Origin of the sequence: Atribacter laminatus (genome assembly GCF_015775515.1) — a bacterium.
Taxonomy (GTDB): domain Bacteria; phylum Atribacterota; class Atribacteria; order Atribacterales; family Atribacteraceae; genus Atribacter; species Atribacter laminatus.
In genome coordinates this window covers 2,474,057-2,492,503 of sequence record NZ_CP065383.1, presented here as the reverse complement: position 1 = coordinate 2,492,503, position 18,447 = coordinate 2,474,057, and the positions used below count along the sequence as shown (strand labels likewise).

Here is an 18,447-nt window from a genome sequence, read left to right as displayed (position 1 = left end):
GGAACAATACATTGTGCCCCTACAAATATTATTTTTCCATAGTAATATAGTTGGCATTGGAGAGCCAGTTATATTTATCGACATCACAGGTTACCACAATAATTTGGAGCTGATTGGCGGCATCTTCTAAAATTTGCAAAGCACGGTGCAAGCGGCTCGCATCGGTATTGGCCAGAGGATCGTCAAGAACGACTAATTGCCTTTCTTCATGACTAAGCAATCTCCCCAAAGCCAACCTGAAAAGATACCATATCTGTTCTTCGGTACCAAAAGAGAGGTTTTCGATGGGAATCACCGTTCCCCAGCTGGACGATGTTACCGAGATAGGCTTTATCCCTTCATCTAAATGAACCGCATATTTAATCCCCAAAAGCCGTTTTAAATCTTCATTGACCATTTTTTTAACTGGGTCGGATAAGCTTTCTACTGATTTGGTTCTATAATATTTTATTAAATCATACAGCAATTCAAGCGCTGATGCTTCGACTTCCAACCGCTTTTCTTCTTCTTTGAGAAAAAACAATTCCTCCTCGATCCGGTTGGTATCTTTAAAAGAAACCAACATGGAATTGAGTTTTCCGTTTTTCTCGGCAAGGTCTTTTTCTAATTGGTGAATATCTTGATCTAATCTTCTAATCTTATTTTCGCATTCAGCAAAGGCTTTTTCCGGCTGATTTTCCATCTCTTCAATATCTTCGGTGTATTTTTGAAGAGCTCTTTCTTTTCGATCCAATTCTATCGAAATATCATTTAGTTTTTCTTCCCTTTCTTTCAGAGTAAACCCATCTTTTTGAAGGTTTTCTAAACTGTTTTGTAAGGCACTCTTTCGTTCATTATTTCCATGAAGAATTTTTTCAAAATCTCGAATTTTACTTTGGACCGCATCTTTTTTATTATTCAACTCTTCCAACTCTTTTTTAAGATTTTTTTCTTTGTCTTTGTATGCTTCAAGCTCTTTTTCTAATTCATTTATTTTTTTAGCAGATATTTCTTTCGCTTGAATCTTGTCTTCATTTCCTGCATATTTTATTAAATCAAAATTCTCTGGTATTTTACTCCAGTCGGACTCAATTCTTTTTTTGTGTTCGGCAATCTCTCCAATTAAGATTTCTTTTCCATTTTTAGTTTGACCTTTTATTTCATTTTCAAGTCTTTTAATATGATTATCCAATTCATTTTTTTGGTGGAAACGGTCTCTCAATTCTTCAATCGCTTTGGTTTCGTAGGGAGCGGTTATTTTTTCAAACTCAATTTCGAGTTCTTCTAATTGTTTTTTCATTTCCTTGACATCTTCGCTCCCACTCATGATTTCAATTTCTCCGACTTTATCAATCGAGATTCTTGCTACTTCATGGGAGATCCAATCTTTTTTCTTTCCCTTTTTTATTTCGAATTCAAACCTTTTATCATCTAAATGGATTGTTCCAGATATATTAGTTTGAGCACTTGCCTTGATTTTTAACCCAAGCCCATCTAATTTGGTTTGGGTATCATGGATTTTCCGATAATAGTCTTCTATGATATTTAAATCTTTTTGTGATGGGGCTTTAAGCGATTCCAATTTTTTCCTTTTTTCCAGTTTCTCTTGTTCTAAGTTGTTTACTTTTTTAAGCCGCTCTTCTTTTTCTTTTAATTCTATTTCCTCCTGAATTGCAATATGAGCAGTTCTGGTGTAACGGTGTTCACTTTCTTTTTGCTCATAAATCTCAGTTAGATCCTTTAAATTTTGTTTAAAAGTCTCGATTTCTTCCAGTAGTTTTTCTAAATCTTCTTCGCTCAGCATTTTCTCCTTGATTAGTTTTTCATTATTTAATTCAATTTCTTTGATATGATTCTCATTATTTTGTATTTCGCCAATTTGGTTAGTTAAATATTTATATTCAGAGGATATCCTTTTTACTTCCTCATTTAGTTTTTCTCGGTTTAATCGATGTTCATGGGCTAAATTTATTTTACTTTTTAGTTCATCTTTTTCTTGCAAGGCTGCTGTCAAACCGGGTTTCTTTTTTTGAAGAAGGATTTCTTTGTCTTCAATGTCCCGTATTAAGTTTTCTTTTTCTACTCTTTTCTGATCAAGTTCATCTTTTTCCTTTTCTAAGGTATCTATTCGTTCTTTGACAATAAAAACCTTAGAATCTTTTCTAAAATCTCTTCGTTTCTCAGTATATATATCCAAAAATTGAGCCATGATTTGATTGAATAATTTTTTTTCGATATCAGTTTCAACAACGGCACCGATTAGCTTTTGAATTGAGGATATAGTCTCTTCGTTCAAACTTTGCTCTTTTTCAATTATTGGTTGTCCTTGAACCATCCAAAGAGTTTGGCCTAATCCCCAAAGTTCTGGTTTGGAATCCCCTCTACTGGGCAACTTACCTCCGATTAATTTGATAATTTCGTTGTCAGCTCTATCACCTTCAGCAACTCGTTCCCAACTTCCACCGGCGAATTTTTCTATTAAACTTCGAGATGAGACAAACTTTTTGGTTATTCTATACAGTTCATCATGATGAGAGAAGGTAATTGTTGCACCAGGAGACAATGATGACCCCCAAGGAATTAATGATTTTATTTTCTCCGATTGACTGGTATGTTTGGAAAAAAAGATGGTTCTTATTGAATCGATCAAGGTGGTTTTTCCACTTTCATTAGGACCGTAGATAATATTCAAGCCTTCGGTAAAATCTCTTTCAAAGGGATTTCTAAAGATTTTCCAATTTTCGAGGTAAATTTTCTTGATGATCACCTTGCCACCTCTCTTGCCATTTGATAGAGAATCATCAGAGCCCTTTCTAAGGCTTCTGGTGAAGGATTCAACGGAAGACTTGCATTAGTTAATTCTTGGAGCATGATTTCAGCATCTTCAGCGGACAGATTAGAAAATTCTTGAAGACTGGGATGACACCTTTTAAAGGCTTCGATGGCATCGATAACTTTACCAAACAATACTCCTTCTGGAATCAAGTTTTTGAGCTTTGTCAGGTCGGGGTTGATATGCAGTTTGTCTTTATTTAATTTAAAATAGAGGAAGTTTTTAACACATTGGTTTTCAATAGCTTCTAAATAATTAAAAGCTTCTTGGTCAATGATTCCTTTCAATATAAGGTCTAAAACCCAGTTTTCCGGGTCAGTTATGTCCTTGAGTTCTTTCTCAACACATTTGATCTCATCGAAGCTGGAAATTTCGATTAATCGTTCTTCCCATTTGAGAGTCCCGATTTCAACCTCTTGTAGAATAGGCTTGGAACCGTGTTCTTCAATTTCGACAATAACCACTCTTCCACAGTTGTTTTCTCCAGATTTGGTTGGTTCTGGGGTTCCGGGGTAAAGCGTTCGGATGGCCCCGTCCTTTCCCTTAAGCGAGAACAAAGAGTGCCATTCTCCTAAAGAAAGATAGTCCAAACCAGACTGCTCTGCCCGATCGGGATCAATTGGGAAGTTGGGATCATCAGTAAACCCTGGTATTTGAAGATTCCCATGGGCAATACCAATAGAGATTTGGCCACCGGTCACTTGAATCCAGTCAGTGAGGTCTTTTTTGGTTTGTTTCTGAGTGACTGGACACGGATAGAGGGTAACCGGGATATTTGGAACGGATAAGGGCTTAGGCTGGTCAATAATAAAAGTATTAGAAAGGGTTTTCCAGAAAGGATCTGCATAGATGGAATCTATGGTCAAGGGGTCATGGTTTCCCGGTAAAATATAAACTGGTATTGGCATAGCCTTTTGTAAGATGCGAATTACCGTATCAATCAGGTCTCTTTCAATATCATTGCTATCAAATAAATCTCCAGCAACAATGATGAAATCGACATTATGCTTTTGAGCATATTCAATTACGGCATTGGCGGTTTGAATTCTCACTTCCCGAGCCTTTTCGGCATTCAAACCTAATTTGGCATACTTCATCCCTAAATGCCAATCAGCCGTGTGCAGAAATCTGGCCATTTTTCACCTCCTAAACCGGATCTGATTTTGATTTATCTTTTTGTTTCGTCTCTTTTTCATTTTCAGTCAATGATTGGACTGCAGCAATAATAGCCTCACGACCGACTTCCCGAACTGCCTCTTGTACTGCTTGCTGTATCGTATTCGCTATATAAGTTTTCATACCGGAGACTTCTTCCTTGATTAATACTTCGATTTCTCGTCCGATTGCAGCATAAATTGGTGCGGTTACTCTCTCGGTATAGGATGGTGAATCGGAATAAGCTTGAATCCGTTGTACTGATGCTAATTGTCTCAACGCTTCTGAAAGTGACATTTTGCCCTCCTCATTTTTTAATCAAAGTGCTAAATTATAATTACGGTTTTTTTAAATTCATGGTTAATCTTAGCTTATTTATAATTACATTACCTCTATAAAACGTTAATCAATCAATACATTTCTTTAAAATAATGTACTTTTTTTAAGTTATCGTTGATGAAGCTTTAAAAAGTAATAACTCAACTTTCGCAGTTCAATAATAGCACTTTTTCTCTCAACCATGCTGGAAGACTATTTACAAAATAGATGAGTAGCTCTTTGACTTTTTCTTCTGAAAGGACAAGAATCTGTTTGATGGTCGTCTTCAGGAGCTCAAGAAGAAGAGTGAGTGCTTCCATAAGAGTGATATCCTGAATTTCATCATAGCAGGCATAGAAAAGCTCGCCAAAGGTTCGGGGATCGGTGTTTCTCCGGGCAATAACCGCGAGCATGATATAGCGGATAAAGACGATACTGGTATGGGATACCAGAGCATCATAGGATCGAACCTGAAATTCCCGAGTGAGTTTCAAGACCGATTTCACCATCTTGAAGAAAACCTCGATATCCCAGCGTTTCCCATAGAGGGTGACGATCTCGTCTTCAGAAAGAGACAGATCAGTTGAAAGCAGTGCCAACCATTGAGATTTTTGTTTTTCACTTCGGACAAAGACAATCCGAGCTAAAAGTGGTTTCCCAGTGAGATTGAGATTCACGACACCCGATCCAATGATATTGCCGTGTGGTCTTTTCTGAATTCTGGTGAAAAGAGAGGAAAGAGAAAGAACTTTTCCACCAAAAGAATAGTAAATTTTTGGGGTGTTTTTGAGCATGCACACCACTGATAATCCGCGAAGAGCACATTTGCGGATGAGGGCTGGAAAACTGAACCAACTATCAAAGAGAATAGTTGAGACCAAAGGACAGTGTTTTAAGGCTCCATCCAGTAGGTTGAAGAAGACATCTGGAGTTTTTTCTTGGGATTCTTTCCGAAGGTGAGCTCTTTTGCTCCGCCCATCAACGGAGGCATCCATGGGACAGAGCTGGTTTTCTTTGCGGTGAGAACTTAACAATGAAAAAGCAAAGGGAATGAAGGTAGCACCATCGGTGAGTCCTAAAGTGAGCATTCTGAAACCCCGACTGAACCGTCCTTGGGCGTGATCATAGAATCGAGAGAGCCCTTCAACTTTCAAGCTCCGAGGCCGTTCATAGGGGGAATCATCCACCACCCAGGTGTAGCGTTTCAAACTGGTAAAAGGAAGGAGCGCTTCAGAGACTACTTTGGTACTCAAAAGAAAGAGCAATTTTCGCCAGCTCCCACTGGTCTTGTGGAGGAAACGGTAAAGAGTGTCTTTCTTTCCTTGGAAAAGGGGATGTCGAGATTGGAGAAGACCAGCAACGTTTTTCTGAGTAAAGACTAGGAGAAAGATCATCTGAAAGACGTCTTTGACTGGGAACCCTTTCTTTTTGTTCATATGGCATTTTCGAAACAGTTGGTTCACTTTAAACTCCTTCATAAAGGAGGAAAACATGGGTAACAAGGTCCTTTCATTTTTCAAATTTTCTGGTAGGATAGTCATGAAGACACCTCTCTCTTTGTGGTGATTGGTTTTTTTCCTTAAGTCAATTCTACCAGAAAGGAGGGGTGTTTTCATTAAAAACCCTTTAAAATCAAGGTTTTTCAGCATTTATTTTAGTGCGAAAGTTGAGGTAATAATAATAAATTTATCTATTATAATTATAATATCATAGTATTTAAATAAATAATAATTTCTTCTGTTATTTATTAACCTAAAGAGCACAAATATTTTAATTAAAAAAAATACACAATTCCATATTTGCCAACTATAATGATTTGCTCTATCTTTTCAGAATCCTTCTTTTTATTCATATTTTCCTGATCAACTAACTTTCTTAAATCGGATAATTTTTTCAACTATAAAATGAAGAATTACTTAAAAGCTTAGGTTATATACTCACTAACTTTACATAACTTCATTGATTTAAAAGCAATAAATTATAGAAAGATTAGCATGATCTAAATCAAAGGTAATTTTTTTTGAATTTTCATTGATTTATAAACGAAATTATTGATTTATATGGACACTCATTATTTTTCATGTTAGTGTTAATAATTGGAATCAATAAATAACTCAGGCTTTAAAGGTTATAAATATTAAAAATTTTTTTGTAGGATTAAAAGCGATTTACAAGCTTATCAAACAATAAGGAGGCGATGTCTCAATAACCGCGATTTTGAAACGGTTTTTCACCTCATCACATATAAAGTGAGTAATATTTTGGGATAGACCCACTCGTATACTCAAAAAGGTCCACCATGAGTATCAAATAGGCCCACCTTGGTCATGGAGAGATCCACCTGACATATAATGAGGAAATACACTGTAAAGTGTAAATCTTCATTAGGAGGCTGATCAAATAAATGATCAAGTATCGAGAAATTCTTCGGCTTCACAGCCAAGGTGTGAGTCAACGTGGCATTGCTGCCAGTTGCCAGTGCTCACGGACCACAATCCGTAATGTGGTTGAACGGGCAGAAAGGCATGAGATTTCATGGCCTTTCGATAAAAACATGTCGGATGCAGATCTTCAGGAACTCCTTTTTCCGGAAAAAAGGAGTCAGTCCAATCGAAAAATACCGGATTGCGAATATGTTCATAAAGAAATGGCCAAAAGTGGTGTCACCTTAAGTTTGTTGTGGCATGAGTACCATGAACAATGCCGCTTCAATGGTGAAATCCCACTCATGTACAGCCAATTCTGTCGGTATTATCATAAGTATGCCAATACCACCAAAGCCACTATGCGCATTAAGCGCAAACCCGGTGAAATGCTGGAAGTGGACTGGGCTGGAAAGACTGGTTTTATTGTTGATAATCTAACCGGTGAACTTATTCCAGCCTATATCTTCGTAGCGAGCCTATCTTGCAGCCAGTATGCCTATGTAGAAGCCTTCCTGTCAATGGATATGGAAAGCTGGGTCAATGCTCATGTTCATGCGTTCAAATACTTTGGTGGAGTGGCCAGAATCCTCGTGCCAGACAATTTAAAAACCAGTGTAGATAAAGCCTCTCGACCAGATCCCAAGATTAATAGAACCTATCAAGAAATGGCCGAGCATTACGGGACAGCAGTCATTCCAGCCCGAGTCAGGCGCCCCAAAGACAAGCCCCATGCCGAAAGTACGGTGGGTATTATTTCCACCTGGATCATTGCCTCTTTGCGAAACCAACAGTTCTTTTCATTACACGAACTGAATAGCGCCATCCGTCTTAAGCTGGAAGAATTCAACCAGAAACCTTTTCAAAAGAAGCCGGGAAGCAGGAAAAGCGCCTTCCTAGAAGAGGAAAAAGCACTGCTTTTGCCTTTGCCTACTTCCCCATACGAGCTTGCCACCTGGTCAACGGCGTCCGTACAGTACGATTATCACATAATTGTGGATAAAAATCACTACTCAGTGCCCTATGAGTACATCCGGCATCAAGTGGAGGTACGTATAACCAGCAAAACTGTTGAAGTTTTTTACCACAATCATCGCATTGCTTCCCATATTCGGATTCGCGGTCAGGAAGGCCAGATTGTCACGGTACCGGATCACATGCCAGAGAAACATAAACAGTACCTGGCTGTAAATGCTGATCATTTTAGGAATTGGGCTGCTTCCATTGGACCTCATGCCGTCATTGTGGTGAATGCTCTTTTGTCAGCATCAAGAGTTGAGAAACAAGGTTACCGTTCTTGTACATCGCTTATGAAACTCGCTGACAAGTATTCTTTATCCCGCTTTGAAGAAGCGTGCCAGCGGGCACTTTGTTACACGCCCAGTCCGAGTTTCAAAATCATCCAGACCATCCTCAAAACCGGTCAGGATAGAATATCAGTCCAATCAGATCGACAAAAAGCGACAAAAGACAATCCCAACATCTACGGATTTGTCCGGGGTGCCGGCTACTATGGAGGAAAAGACAATGATTAATTCTACGACCATGAACAAGCTGCATGACATGCGACTCTCCGCTATGGCGGATGCTTTCAAACGCCAACTGTCTGATGAGAAATATCAGGAGCTATCGTTTGAAGAACGGGTTGGTATTCTTGTTGATGTGGAATGGGCTAAACGCAGAAGCAATAAACTGCTCCATCTCATTAAAAAAGCAGATTTCCGCTATCCTCAGGCTAGCATTGAAGATATTGAATACCATGCCGACAGGAAACTAGATAAGGCACAAATCCTACGGCTATCTGGGTGCGCTTACATCCAGGAGAAACGCAACCTCATCATCATGGGTGCCTCTGGAAACGGGAAATCTTATGTTGCCTGTGCTTTTGGTATGGCGGCTTGTCGCAACTATTATACCGTTAAGTATATCCGACTACCGGATCTTCTGGATGAACTGGCAGTGGCTCGAGGTGAAGGTGTCTATCAGATGGTGATGAAGAAGTACAAAAAGGTTGGCTTACTCATTTTGGATGAATGGCTCTTAACTCCACTTAAAGACACCCAGGCAATGGATCTCCTTGAGATCGTTGAAGCAAGACATCAGAATGCTTCTACTATTTTTTGCACCCAATTTGCTCCACGTGGGTGGCATGAAAAGATCGGCGAAGATACACTAGCAGATGCCATTCTTGATCGTATTGTCCATGATTCCTATACCATCCTTATTGACGGCAAAGTGTCAATGAGGGAACGACATGGGATTAAAAATTGAGCCAGAACTAAGTAATTAAGAGTGTATTTATGTCTGCCGGTTAAAGAGGCTGATGGATAGTACCGACCTCTTGTGGACAACCCTCCGCTTCGTGGACGACCAAAACACGTTGTTCACGCTCTCCACAGCCTCGGCATCTGGTGTTCTATAGAAATCTTAATCTTGTTCCTTCAAACTACCCATCAAAGAGTACTATTCTCAGAACAGTAAAACTCATGATTCGGAAAAGTGGGCTTATAGCTATTGTGGTTCATTTAAACCGTCATATATAGCTATGGAGTTAACGTATGCACCTAGTGGATTTATTTGGTGCACTCGATGGGTCTAAAACATCATACTACTGGGTTTATCATAAGACAATAAACATAAAGTTAACGAATTGGTATTAATATATTTGTAAACATATAGAAATACCCTATTAGTGTTTAGAATAATTCGAAACTATCTATTCTATTGGTTTTTATTGAAGAATTTTTTCAACAAATGCAATTCATATACCCTATCAGCTTGTATAATTTTGTAGTGTACTAATAATAAACTTAAAGTGCTTCGAGTTATCAAGCAAATTATTTTTGATAGAACCATACTTTTTTTTCATTCATTATTTTCTTTTGATAAACTGCCAAAAATTTTTCATTCTTAAGAAAAGAGAAAAAATTAAAAAAACCTGTAAAAATTCTTATTATAAAAATCAACTAATACCATTTTTTTAATATGCTTTAATCCTATTCCCTATATAATAAAATAAATGAAATGAGGAATACAGAAATGTTAAATACTGATTTGGATTACCTTTTTGAGAAAATAAGAAATCTTGAAAATTCAAAAGAAAATGAAAGGCGTAATAACGCATGGGTTCCTATTGTTAATACTGCAGAAGCGTATTGGCATGGTAAACCCAAAAAAGATCTATCATATATACCTATTACGATTGAACCCGAGCACGAGATGTGGGGTAAAATTTTAGAATTCCATCTTAATGATTATTACAATAATCCTTCAACTTACTTATTAGCTGAATTAAACATGAAAGTTTATCGTTTTGAAAAATTCCTCGACGAGACCCCAATAGGTCGTGCTATTCCATTATGGATGGGAACAGGTTTTGAGTCTTCTCTTTTTGGAATGGAACAAAAATACACGAGCGACAAAGATCCCTGGTTAGGGCGAGAGCCAATTTTAAAAAATACCAAGAATCTTGATAGGTTATCTATCCCAGATTTTTTTAAAGGTCATATTATGGAAAAAGTTCATGCCTTTTTTCTTGAGATAAAAAATAGGATTCCAAGTGATTTTAATGTAATCATGCCGGAATGGTGTCGAGGACCTTTTGGTCTTGCTTGCCATTTGCGAGGAATGGATCAGATTATTATTGATATGACAGAAGATTCAACATTTGTTCATGATTTAATGAGATTAACCACCGATGCAAGAAAAAAATGGTCAAAACAGAGAGCTGACTTTATGGGTGTTCCAATCCAAGTAGGAAGCCTCTATAACGATGAAGTGAATGTTCCGATGATCTCTCCCCGATTCTATGAAGAATTGGTTCTTCCTTATGAAATTGAACTTAGTAATTTTTACGGGGGAATTTCGTATTGGCATAGTTGTGGTAATACCGAGAAGTTACAAAAAACGATAAAAACAATTCCTCACCTAGAAATGGTTCACGTTAGCCCATGGACCAACCTACAAAAATCAGTAGAAAATTTTCGCGATTCCGGTATATCCTTAGAGGTTGTTCTTCATCCTTTGCGTGATGTTCAACAAGCAAGTGATAAAGAAATAACAGCTCATCTTACATCAGTTCGAGAAGTAACCAGTGGTTTGCCAGTGACGGTCCGAGCTGATGGTATGCAATTAATTAGCACCCTCGAAGACGACCTCAATAATATCTATCGATGGGCTCATATTGGTAAAGTCATTTTGGGTGAGAAAATTAAAAAAGAGATAGATTAGCAATTATTTGTTTAGCATTAATTCAATTTTTGAATCATTTGAATAAAAGTATACTGATAATTAAAAACTCATTCACATTTATACTGATATAAAATTATAGTATAATATAATAAATTATATTAAATATTATTATTATGGTTTGATTAACTTAATAAAAATATAATTGTAAAAATTTTAAAATAAATTGAAATTCAAATATTTATTCATCTATAAATAAGAATATTTCTTTTCTGATATCATGATTGCATAAAATGACTTTGAATGTGTTCTTGCTGGTTCGAAGTATTTTTTTTATTGATAACATTAAAAATGTATAAAAAAGATGATAATCTAGGTCTCATTGATACTTTTTTAGGTTTTTTTCTACTATGAGTTCAAGTATCTTAACTTTCATTCTGTGATAAGCAATAAAACTTATAATGAAATAATGGTTAATAATATCACTATAATTTCTTGGTTTCGCCGATACTAATATATTTTAACAAGTGAAATTATTGACCGATCTGTTTTTTTTAATGGATAACTCAACTTTCGCACCAAAATAAATACAGAAAAACCTTGATATTAAAGGGATTTTTAATGAAAACACCCCTCCTTTTTGGTAGAATTGACTTAGGTAATAAAACAATTCCCAAAAAGAGAGAGGTGTCTTTATGACTATACTACCAGAAAATGTGGAAAATGAAAGGACCTTGTTACCCATGTTTTCCTCCTTTATGAAGGAGTTCAAATTGAACCAACTGTTTCGGAAATGTCATATTTACAAAGAGAAGGGGATCCCAGTCAAAGAAGTCTTTCAGATGATCTTTCTCCTTGCCTTCACCGGGAAAAGCTTCTCGGGTTTTCTCCATTCCAGGAATAATCCCTTTCAGGGAAAGAAAGATACCATCTACCGTTTCCTCCAGCAGACTCGCTGTAATTGGCGGAAATTCTTATTTCTACTGAGTGCCAAAGTGGTGAATGAAGCCCTACTTCCCTTTACAACACCGAAACGGTATACCTGGGTGGTAGATGATTCTCCTTATGAGCGACCCCGCAGCACAAGCGTCGAAGGTCTTTCTCGATTCTTTGACCACTCAAGAGGGCGTTTCAGCCGGGGTTTCCGGATGCTCACCCTCGGTCTGACTGATGGAGCCACCTTCATCCCCTTTTCCTTTTCGCTCTTAAGTTCCCATCACCACAAAAACCAACTCTATCCAATGGATCCTTCTATTGATCGACGGATCCTCAGGGCTCGAATTCGCAAAGAATCCCAGGAAAAGGCTCCAGAAGTGCTTTTGAAACTCTTAGATGGAGCACTCAAATGCTGTCCCTTGGTTCATACCATCCTTTTTGATAGTTGGTTTAGCTTCCCAACCCTCATCCGGAAATGCTCAACCCGGGGACTTTCTGTGGTGTGTATGCTCAAAAACACCCCAAAAATTTACTACTCTTTTGGCGGGAAAGCCCTTTCTCTTTCATCTCTTTTCAACCGGATTCAAAAAAGACCGAATGGAAATATCATTGGTTCCGGTGTGGTGAACTTAAATTATACCGGTGAACCGCTCCTGGCTCGCATCGTCTTTGTCAAAAGTGAAAAACAAAAATCCCAATGGCTGGCACTCTTATCGACCGATCTCTCCCTTTCTGGAGAAGAGATCGTCACCCTGTATGGGAAGCGCTGGGACATTGAAGTCTTCTTCAAGATGGTGAAATCGTTCTTGAAACTGGCTCGGGAGTTTCATGTCAGGTCTTATGATGCCCTGGTCTCTCATACCAGTATTGTCTTTATCCGGTATATTATGCTCGCAGTCGTTGCCCGGAGGAACGCCGATCCCCGTACCATTGGGGAACTCTTCTATTCTATTTATGATGAGATTCAGGATATCACCCTGATGGAAGCGCTGGCCTTACTCCTTGAACTCCTTAAATCCACTATGAAAAATTTTTTAGTTCTTTCAGAAGACAAAGTCAAAGAGCTACTCATCTATTTTGTAAATAGTCTCCCAGCATGGTTGAGAGGAAAAGTGCTATTATTGAACTGCGAAAGTTGAGTGGATAACCAAAGCTGCATCTAAAAAAATAATGTATTAAAGCCTATTTAATGATAAACGAATATAATATGGTCTAGATTTATAAAATATCTTTTATAATATTAATAATATCCTTTTCATTGGGGATAGATGCATCTTCCAGTTTTTTATTATACGGGATGGGAACACTTAATCCACATAATCTTCTGGGGGGCGCATCAAGGTAATCAAACAAATTTTCGCTCACAACAGCAAGCAATTCTGCTGCAAAACTGGCAGGAGCTGAAGATTCTTGAACAACTAATAAATGATGGGTTTTTTGAATTGACTGGAATATTGTTTCTGTATCTAAGGGGGATAAGGTTCGAGGATCAATAACTTCTGGATAAATACCCTCATTATCTAATACTGGAAGCGTGTTTAAAACTTTTTGAAGCATATAAGAAGTTGCAACGATAGTAAGGTCGTTCCCCTCTTTTTTTATCTCAGCTTTTCCCAAAGGAATTGTGTACTCCTCTTCGGGGACCTCTCCCTTTATAGGATAAAGGAGTTTATGCTCAATAAATATCACTGGATTTTCGTCTCGGATTGCCGATAGTAAAAGTCCTTTGGCGTCATAAGGATTTGAAGGCATGACTACTTTTAATCCGGGAACATGAATAAATAAGGATTCTAAGGATTGACAATGTTGTGCAGCTTCTCCAGAACCTGCTCCTCCCTGAGTTCTTAAAACCATGGGAACTTTCACTTTTCCTGCTGACATGTACCGCATCTTTGCTGCTTGGTTAATAATTTGATCCATAGCCATCGTAGTGAAATCGACATACATAATCTCCGCTACCGGATGCATACCAAGCATGGCTGCTCCAATAGCAGCACCGGTTATGGCAGCTTCTGAAATAGGAGTACTTCTGACTCGTTTACACCCAAACTCATCAAGAAATCCCTTGGTAACACCAAATACATTTCCTAATACTCCAATATCTTCACCAAGTAAAATAACCTTCGGGTCTTTTTTCATTTCTATATACAAGGCATTTCGCAAAGCTTCTGCAAAAGTCATTATTGGCATGATATTTTTACCTCCCATATCCTTTTAAACTAAAACGAACTTTTGCACATCTTTTGGATTTGGTTCTGGACTTTCTTTTGCAAACTTTTCCGCCTGGAGAATGATTTGTTCCACTTCTTTTTCAATTGATTCCAACAGTTTCTTTTTACTCACATCTTTTTGTAATATCTTGTTCTTTAATGCTTCAATAGGGCATTTTTTTCTCCATTCTTCTACCTCTTTCCGATCCCGATAAATCTGAGGATCGGCGACCCAGTGACCTTCAGTACGATAAGTCTTACATTCTAAGAAAACCGGTCCATTTCCAGAAATTGCTATATCCCTGGCTTTTTTTGTTTCCTGATAAACTTGGATTGCGTCATTTCCATCGACTATTTGACTGGTCATTCCATATGCTTTAGCTCGATTGGCAAGGTCTTGAATGGCTATAGCATTGGTTACACAGGTAGAAATTGCGTAGAAGTTGTTTTCACAAATAAAAAGGATAGGAAGATTCCAAATAGAAGCCAAGTTAAGAGCCTCGTGGAAAGCGCCAGTGCTCGTTGCACCATCACCAAAAAAGCAGGCAACAACATTGGATTTCTCTTGATAGTCAAGAGCCATAGCAGCACCAACTGCCATTGGGATTCCTCCGCCAACAATTCCATTGGCTCCCAATATTCCCAGATCGAGGTCTGCTATGTGCATTGATCCTCCACGACCTCGACAATAACCGTTTTCTTTTCCTAAAAGTTCGGCTAACATTAAATTTGGATCACCATTCATAGCCAGACAATGACCATGACCTCGATGGGTACTGCTAATATAATCTCCTTTGCGTAAGGCGCTACAAACACCTACAGCAACAGCTTCTTCTCCAATATAAGTATGAAGGGCGCCACGATTAATTCCCTCCCAATAGAGTTGAATAGCTTTTTGTTCAAATTTTCTTATTAAGTTCATTTTTTTGTAGATATCAAACAAAACTTTTATGTCAACTTCTTCCACAAGATTAACCTCCTTTTTGAAACATTTATTCTTAATTTCTATTCGTTTTTTTATCCACCAATCACAACCGGTAACTGATAACTTTTTAATACTGCAGCAATATTCACAATTTTCTCTCTTGATGGAATTTCAACCTGATCGAGAAGATACGGTTCTCCTATCTGTCGATACTTTGATAACCCTATCCGATGGTAAGGCAAGATATGTACTGATTGAATGTTATTGATAGTAGTTAGAAACTGGCCAATCTGGTTGATGTTTTCAGAATCGTCAGTAAAACCAGGTATAATTGGAATTCTTGCTAGAATAGGAATTCCTTTTTTACTAGAACGGATAAGGTTTTGCTTGATTATTTCATTATCCACCCCTAATACCTGAAGGTGTTTTTCACGGTTAAAAATTTTAAAATCAAAGAGTAAAAAGTCCAAATAGCGAAGTGCCTTATTCATTATAGGCCACTGAACATAACCAGTGGTTTCAATGGCAGTGTTTATTGAGTATTGTTTGAAGGTAGAAAGGAGAGTGATCAGAAAATCAGCCTGAAAAAAAGGTTCCCCTCCAGAAATGGTTACTCCTCCGCCTGAGTTATTATAAAAAAGTCGATCACGGCTAACAACCTTGATTACCTCTTCTACACTCATTATTTTCCCGTGGAGTCGAAGGGCTCCAGAGGGACAGCTTTCAACACAGAATCCACAAGCATTACATCGATTTCGATCTAAATAAATACCATTGGTATCTATTTTTATCGCTTTTTCAGGACAAGCGCTTACACAGCTATGGCAACCAATACATTTTCCAATATGATAACCGATGACCGGAAGGGGGTTTTTTAATTCAGGATTACAACACCAAGGACAGGTCAGAGGACAACCTTTTAAAAAAACAACAGTACGGATACCCGGGCCATCATGTACCGAGTATCTCTGTATTTCTGAGACCAATCCCTGGTGTTTTTGAGAATTCAAAATTTCTTGTTTTTTGATTGATTGGGTCATACCAACATATTCTCGGTCCGTTCAATGATATCGTTTTGTATAAGTGGGTCTAAATCAACAAAATAAGCACTATATCCAGCAACCCGAATTAAGAGATCTTTGTATTTTTCTGGATTTTTTTGAGCATTCCGTAACTTATCTGCAGATATCACATTGATTTGAATTTCCATTCCATCCAGATCAAAGTAAGTCCGGATTAAATCGATTAGTTTTTCCAAATTTTCCCCATTTTCAAAAACAATCGGACTAAATTTTAAATTTAGAATTGCCCCGCCGGACTCTAAAATGTGTTCTAATCGGGAAGCAGAAAGAACTATTGCTGTTGGTCCATTGAGGTCAGTAAAATGTGTAGGTGATTCAGTGTCAGCTAGGGGTGTGTATGCTTTTCGGCCATCGGGGGTTGCACCTGTAACCATTCCCCAAGGGACATTTGCTGCAACACTTGCAGTCGAGTGGTGAAAACTTCCTCCAATCGGTCCTCTGCCGTAACGGGTGTTATGGTACTTCGAGACTTCTTTGAGTAATACAGAGAAAGCTTCCCGGGCAATTGAATCAACATATTCATCGTCATTTCCATATTTGGGTGCTTTATTGATAAGCATTTGACGAACTTTTTCACCTTCAATTCCTTCAAAATTGTTTTCTAAGTATTTTTTAAGCTCAGCACCAGTAATTTTCTTTTCTTCAAATACCAGTTTTTTAATTGCAGCAAGGGAATTCGCGACATTAGCAATGCCACCGGTTTGGCCACCGGTATAATCGTAAACTGCTCCTCCTTCTTTGATTTCCTTGCCTCGTTCCATACAATCAGAAACTAAGCAACTTATTAAAGGAGTTGGGAGATATTTTTCCCAGACCAGATCTTGTATATTATCCCGGATGACATGTTGTCTAACATAGTATTTTACTTGTTTTTCATAGGCATCAAACAATTCCTGATAGGAAGTAAAAGTTGATAGATCCCCATTACCAGAACAAAGCTGGATTCCAGTCCGGGGGTCTTTTCCATCATAAAGTGCTAACTCCAAGCATTTTGGGAGAATAAAAAGACAAGCCCCATAACGACCTCCCCATTTTCCTTGGACACCTGGTTCGACACATCCTACCATTGAATAATTTCGTGCATCTTCCACTTCTACTCCTCTATTAATCAAAGCAGGAATAATAACTTCATCATTAAAAAAACTGGGCATTCCTAATCCCTGTTTTATAAGTTCTGTACAACGCTTTAGATATTTGCGAGGTGATTGTTTGTGAACTCGAGCAGTAAAGGTTGGTTGAAAAAGTTTAAGAGATTCGGTAACATCCAAACAGAGAAAAGTAAGTTCGTTACAAGCATCTTCTCCGTTGGGTTTTTGCCCACCAATAGTAAGATTCTGAAACATTGGATATCCGGCATTTAAACGAGTTTGTGACCAGCTACGGAGTTTGGTCAGCGAAGAAAGCTTTATCCAAAACATCTGGGTGAGTTCAAATACCTCATCCTCGGTGAGGGTTTTTGAAGCAATATCGCTTTTGTAGAAGGGATACAAAAACTGGTCAAAACGACCAATAGACACCGAATGACCATTCCCGTCAATCTGAATAGCAAGTTGAACGAACCAGAGTGACTGCAAGGCTTCGTAATAGTTACGAGCTGGAAATTCTGGAACACGACCACAAATTTCAGCTATCCTTTCTAATTCCAACCTTCTTGATGGGTCATTCTCGTTTAGAGCTTCCAATTTTGCTAATTCAGCAAACCGATGAGCAAACTTAATCACCGCTTTCGCTACAATAATAACTGATTCATAAAAATATTTTTTCTTCAACTCTTCCGGCTCGGCAATGTCTAAAAGGGATAACTTTTTCTTAGCATCAAAAATAATACTGCTTAAACCAAAGTTTATTAATTTTGGGTAATCTACTGATATATGACCATCGCTATTTTCCAGGTTCCATTCATTATCAATGACATTAACATAATTTTGACCGGAAAGTTTATTTTCTTCGGTCCACATAGCGTGGTTGTAATCTTTGATAGTACGGCCCTTCCAAAAAGGAACGATCTCAGCCAACTTACTTTTATTTTCATCGTCGATTTCAAACATATCTCCAGAACGTTTATTAAATTCCGACATTTCTTTTTCTAAAAAATTAACATCGAACTCTGGGAAAACCGGTGCTGCCCGAAGCTTGCTAGAGTGATTTCCGACTAATAACTCACCTGGTAGTATGTAAATTGACATTTCGCTTAAAATCTTTTCAAGAGCTTTGGCTCTAAGAATTCCCATTGGTTGGTTGTAAAATTCCTGATAGGCTTTAGTAACAATCACTGCTCTTTCAGGACAAATCTCGGGTCGGGTGGACACAACCATTTCTCTAAGGTTATTAATTCGCTTGCTATTTTTTCTTTTCAAAGTATAATCACTCCCTCCGAAATAAAAAACGATTATAATAA

At 37.9% G+C, this 18,447-nt stretch carries 12 protein-coding genes; 4 read left to right on the top strand and 8 right to left on the bottom strand.

The annotated features are described in order from the left end of the window. Positions 1-28: 28 nt before the first annotated feature. The 4 genes from RT761_RS11190 to RT761_RS11175 all read right to left on the bottom strand — a co-directional run bounded on the left by RT761_RS11190 (position 29) and on the right by RT761_RS11175 (position 5,901). The gene (locus RT761_RS11190; RefSeq protein WP_218111507.1) at positions 29-2,746 is read right to left on the bottom strand and encodes an AAA family ATPase; all 2,718 of its coding nucleotides are present in this window, start codon (positions 2,744-2,746) and stop codon (positions 29-31) included. Further along, entirely contained in the window at positions 2,743-3,948 is a 1,206-nt protein-coding gene (locus RT761_RS11185; protein WP_218111506.1) for a metallophosphoesterase family protein, read from the bottom strand. The genes RT761_RS11190 and RT761_RS11185 overlap by 4 nt, the downstream gene beginning before the upstream one ends. A gap of 10 nt (positions 3,949-3,958) precedes the next feature. Continuing rightward, positions 3,959-4,264, bottom strand: coding sequence for a hypothetical protein (locus tag RT761_RS11180; protein WP_218111505.1), 306 nt, complete (start codon positions 4,262-4,264; stop codon positions 3,959-3,961). Positions 4,265-4,446: 182 nt separating this feature from the next. After that, positions 4,447-5,901, bottom strand: a complete 1,455-nt coding sequence (locus RT761_RS11175; protein WP_218111504.1) for an IS4 family transposase — start codon at positions 5,899-5,901, stop codon at positions 4,447-4,449. A gap of 788 nt (positions 5,902-6,689) precedes the next feature. On the opposite strand from RT761_RS11175, the gene istA reads away from it, so the two are divergent. The 4 genes from istA to RT761_RS11155 all read left to right on the top strand — a co-directional run bounded on the left by istA (position 6,690) and on the right by RT761_RS11155 (position 12,971). Next, on the top strand, positions 6,690-8,243 hold the full coding sequence (gene istA / locus RT761_RS11170; RefSeq protein WP_218110944.1) for an IS21 family transposase: 1,554 nt from the start codon (positions 6,690-6,692) through the stop codon (positions 8,241-8,243). Then, the gene (gene istB / locus RT761_RS11165) at positions 8,236-8,979 is read left to right on the top strand and encodes an IS21-like element helper ATPase IstB (RefSeq protein WP_218110943.1); all 744 of its coding nucleotides are present in this window, start codon (positions 8,236-8,238) and stop codon (positions 8,977-8,979) included. The genes istA and istB overlap by 8 nt, the downstream gene beginning before the upstream one ends. Positions 8,980-9,747: 768 nt before the next feature. Next, complete coding sequence (locus tag RT761_RS11160) at positions 9,748-10,938, top strand: uroporphyrinogen decarboxylase family protein (protein ID WP_218111503.1); 1,191 nt, start codon at positions 9,748-9,750, stop codon at positions 10,936-10,938. Between the two features lie 653 nt (positions 10,939-11,591). Continuing rightward, positions 11,592-12,971 (top strand): IS4 family transposase, encoded by a 1,380-nt coding sequence (locus RT761_RS11155; RefSeq protein WP_218111502.1) that lies wholly within the window; start codon positions 11,592-11,594, stop codon positions 12,969-12,971. Between the two features lie 79 nt (positions 12,972-13,050). Here RT761_RS11155 and RT761_RS11150 read toward each other — a convergent pair whose 3' ends face one another. From RT761_RS11150 to RT761_RS11135, 4 genes are read right to left on the bottom strand one after another with little or no spacing between them, the layout of a single operon-like run. Continuing rightward, on the bottom strand, positions 13,051-14,022 hold the full coding sequence (locus RT761_RS11150) for an alpha-ketoacid dehydrogenase subunit beta (RefSeq protein ID WP_218111501.1): 972 nt from the start codon (positions 14,020-14,022) through the stop codon (positions 13,051-13,053). 24 nt (positions 14,023-14,046) lie between these two features. Further along, on the bottom strand, positions 14,047-15,009 hold the full coding sequence (locus RT761_RS11145) for a thiamine pyrophosphate-dependent dehydrogenase E1 component subunit alpha (RefSeq protein WP_218111500.1): 963 nt from the start codon (positions 15,007-15,009) through the stop codon (positions 14,047-14,049). A gap of 50 nt (positions 15,010-15,059) precedes the next feature. After that, on the bottom strand, positions 15,060-16,007 hold the full coding sequence (locus tag RT761_RS11140; RefSeq protein WP_218111499.1) for a glycyl-radical enzyme activating protein: 948 nt from the start codon (positions 16,005-16,007) through the stop codon (positions 15,060-15,062). Then, complete coding sequence (locus RT761_RS11135) at positions 16,004-18,406, bottom strand: glycyl radical protein (protein ID WP_218111498.1); 2,403 nt, start codon at positions 18,404-18,406, stop codon at positions 16,004-16,006. The genes RT761_RS11140 and RT761_RS11135 overlap by 4 nt, the downstream gene beginning before the upstream one ends. Positions 18,407-18,447: the final 41 nt, after the last annotated feature.

What these genes read in the sequence shown, in the direction of transcription:
- RT761_RS11185 (WP_218111506.1), bottom strand. Translation starts at nt 3,948, where the DNA reads ATGGCCAGATTTCTGCACACGGCTGATTGGCATTTAGGGATGAAGTAT.
- RT761_RS11180 (WP_218111505.1), bottom strand. Translation starts at nt 4,264, where the DNA reads ATGTCACTTTCAGAAGCGTTGAGACAATTAGCATCAGTACAACGGATT.
- RT761_RS11175 (WP_218111504.1), bottom strand. Translation starts at nt 5,901, where the DNA reads ATGAAAACACCCCTCCTTTCTGGTAGAATTGACTTAAGGAAAAAAACC.
- istA (WP_218110944.1), top strand. Translation starts at nt 6,690, where the DNA reads ATGATCAAGTATCGAGAAATTCTTCGGCTTCACAGCCAAGGTGTGAGT.
- istB (WP_218110943.1), top strand. Translation starts at nt 8,236, where the DNA reads ATGATTAATTCTACGACCATGAACAAGCTGCATGACATGCGACTCTCC.
- RT761_RS11160 (WP_218111503.1), top strand. Translation starts at nt 9,748, where the DNA reads ATGTTAAATACTGATTTGGATTACCTTTTTGAGAAAATAAGAAATCTT.
- RT761_RS11155 (WP_218111502.1), top strand. Translation starts at nt 11,592, where the DNA reads ATGACTATACTACCAGAAAATGTGGAAAATGAAAGGACCTTGTTACCC.
- RT761_RS11150 (WP_218111501.1), bottom strand. Translation starts at nt 14,022, where the DNA reads ATGCCAATAATGACTTTTGCAGAAGCTTTGCGAAATGCCTTGTATATA.
- RT761_RS11140 (WP_218111499.1), bottom strand. Translation starts at nt 16,007, where the DNA reads ATGACCCAATCAATCAAAAAACAAGAAATTTTGAATTCTCAAAAACAC.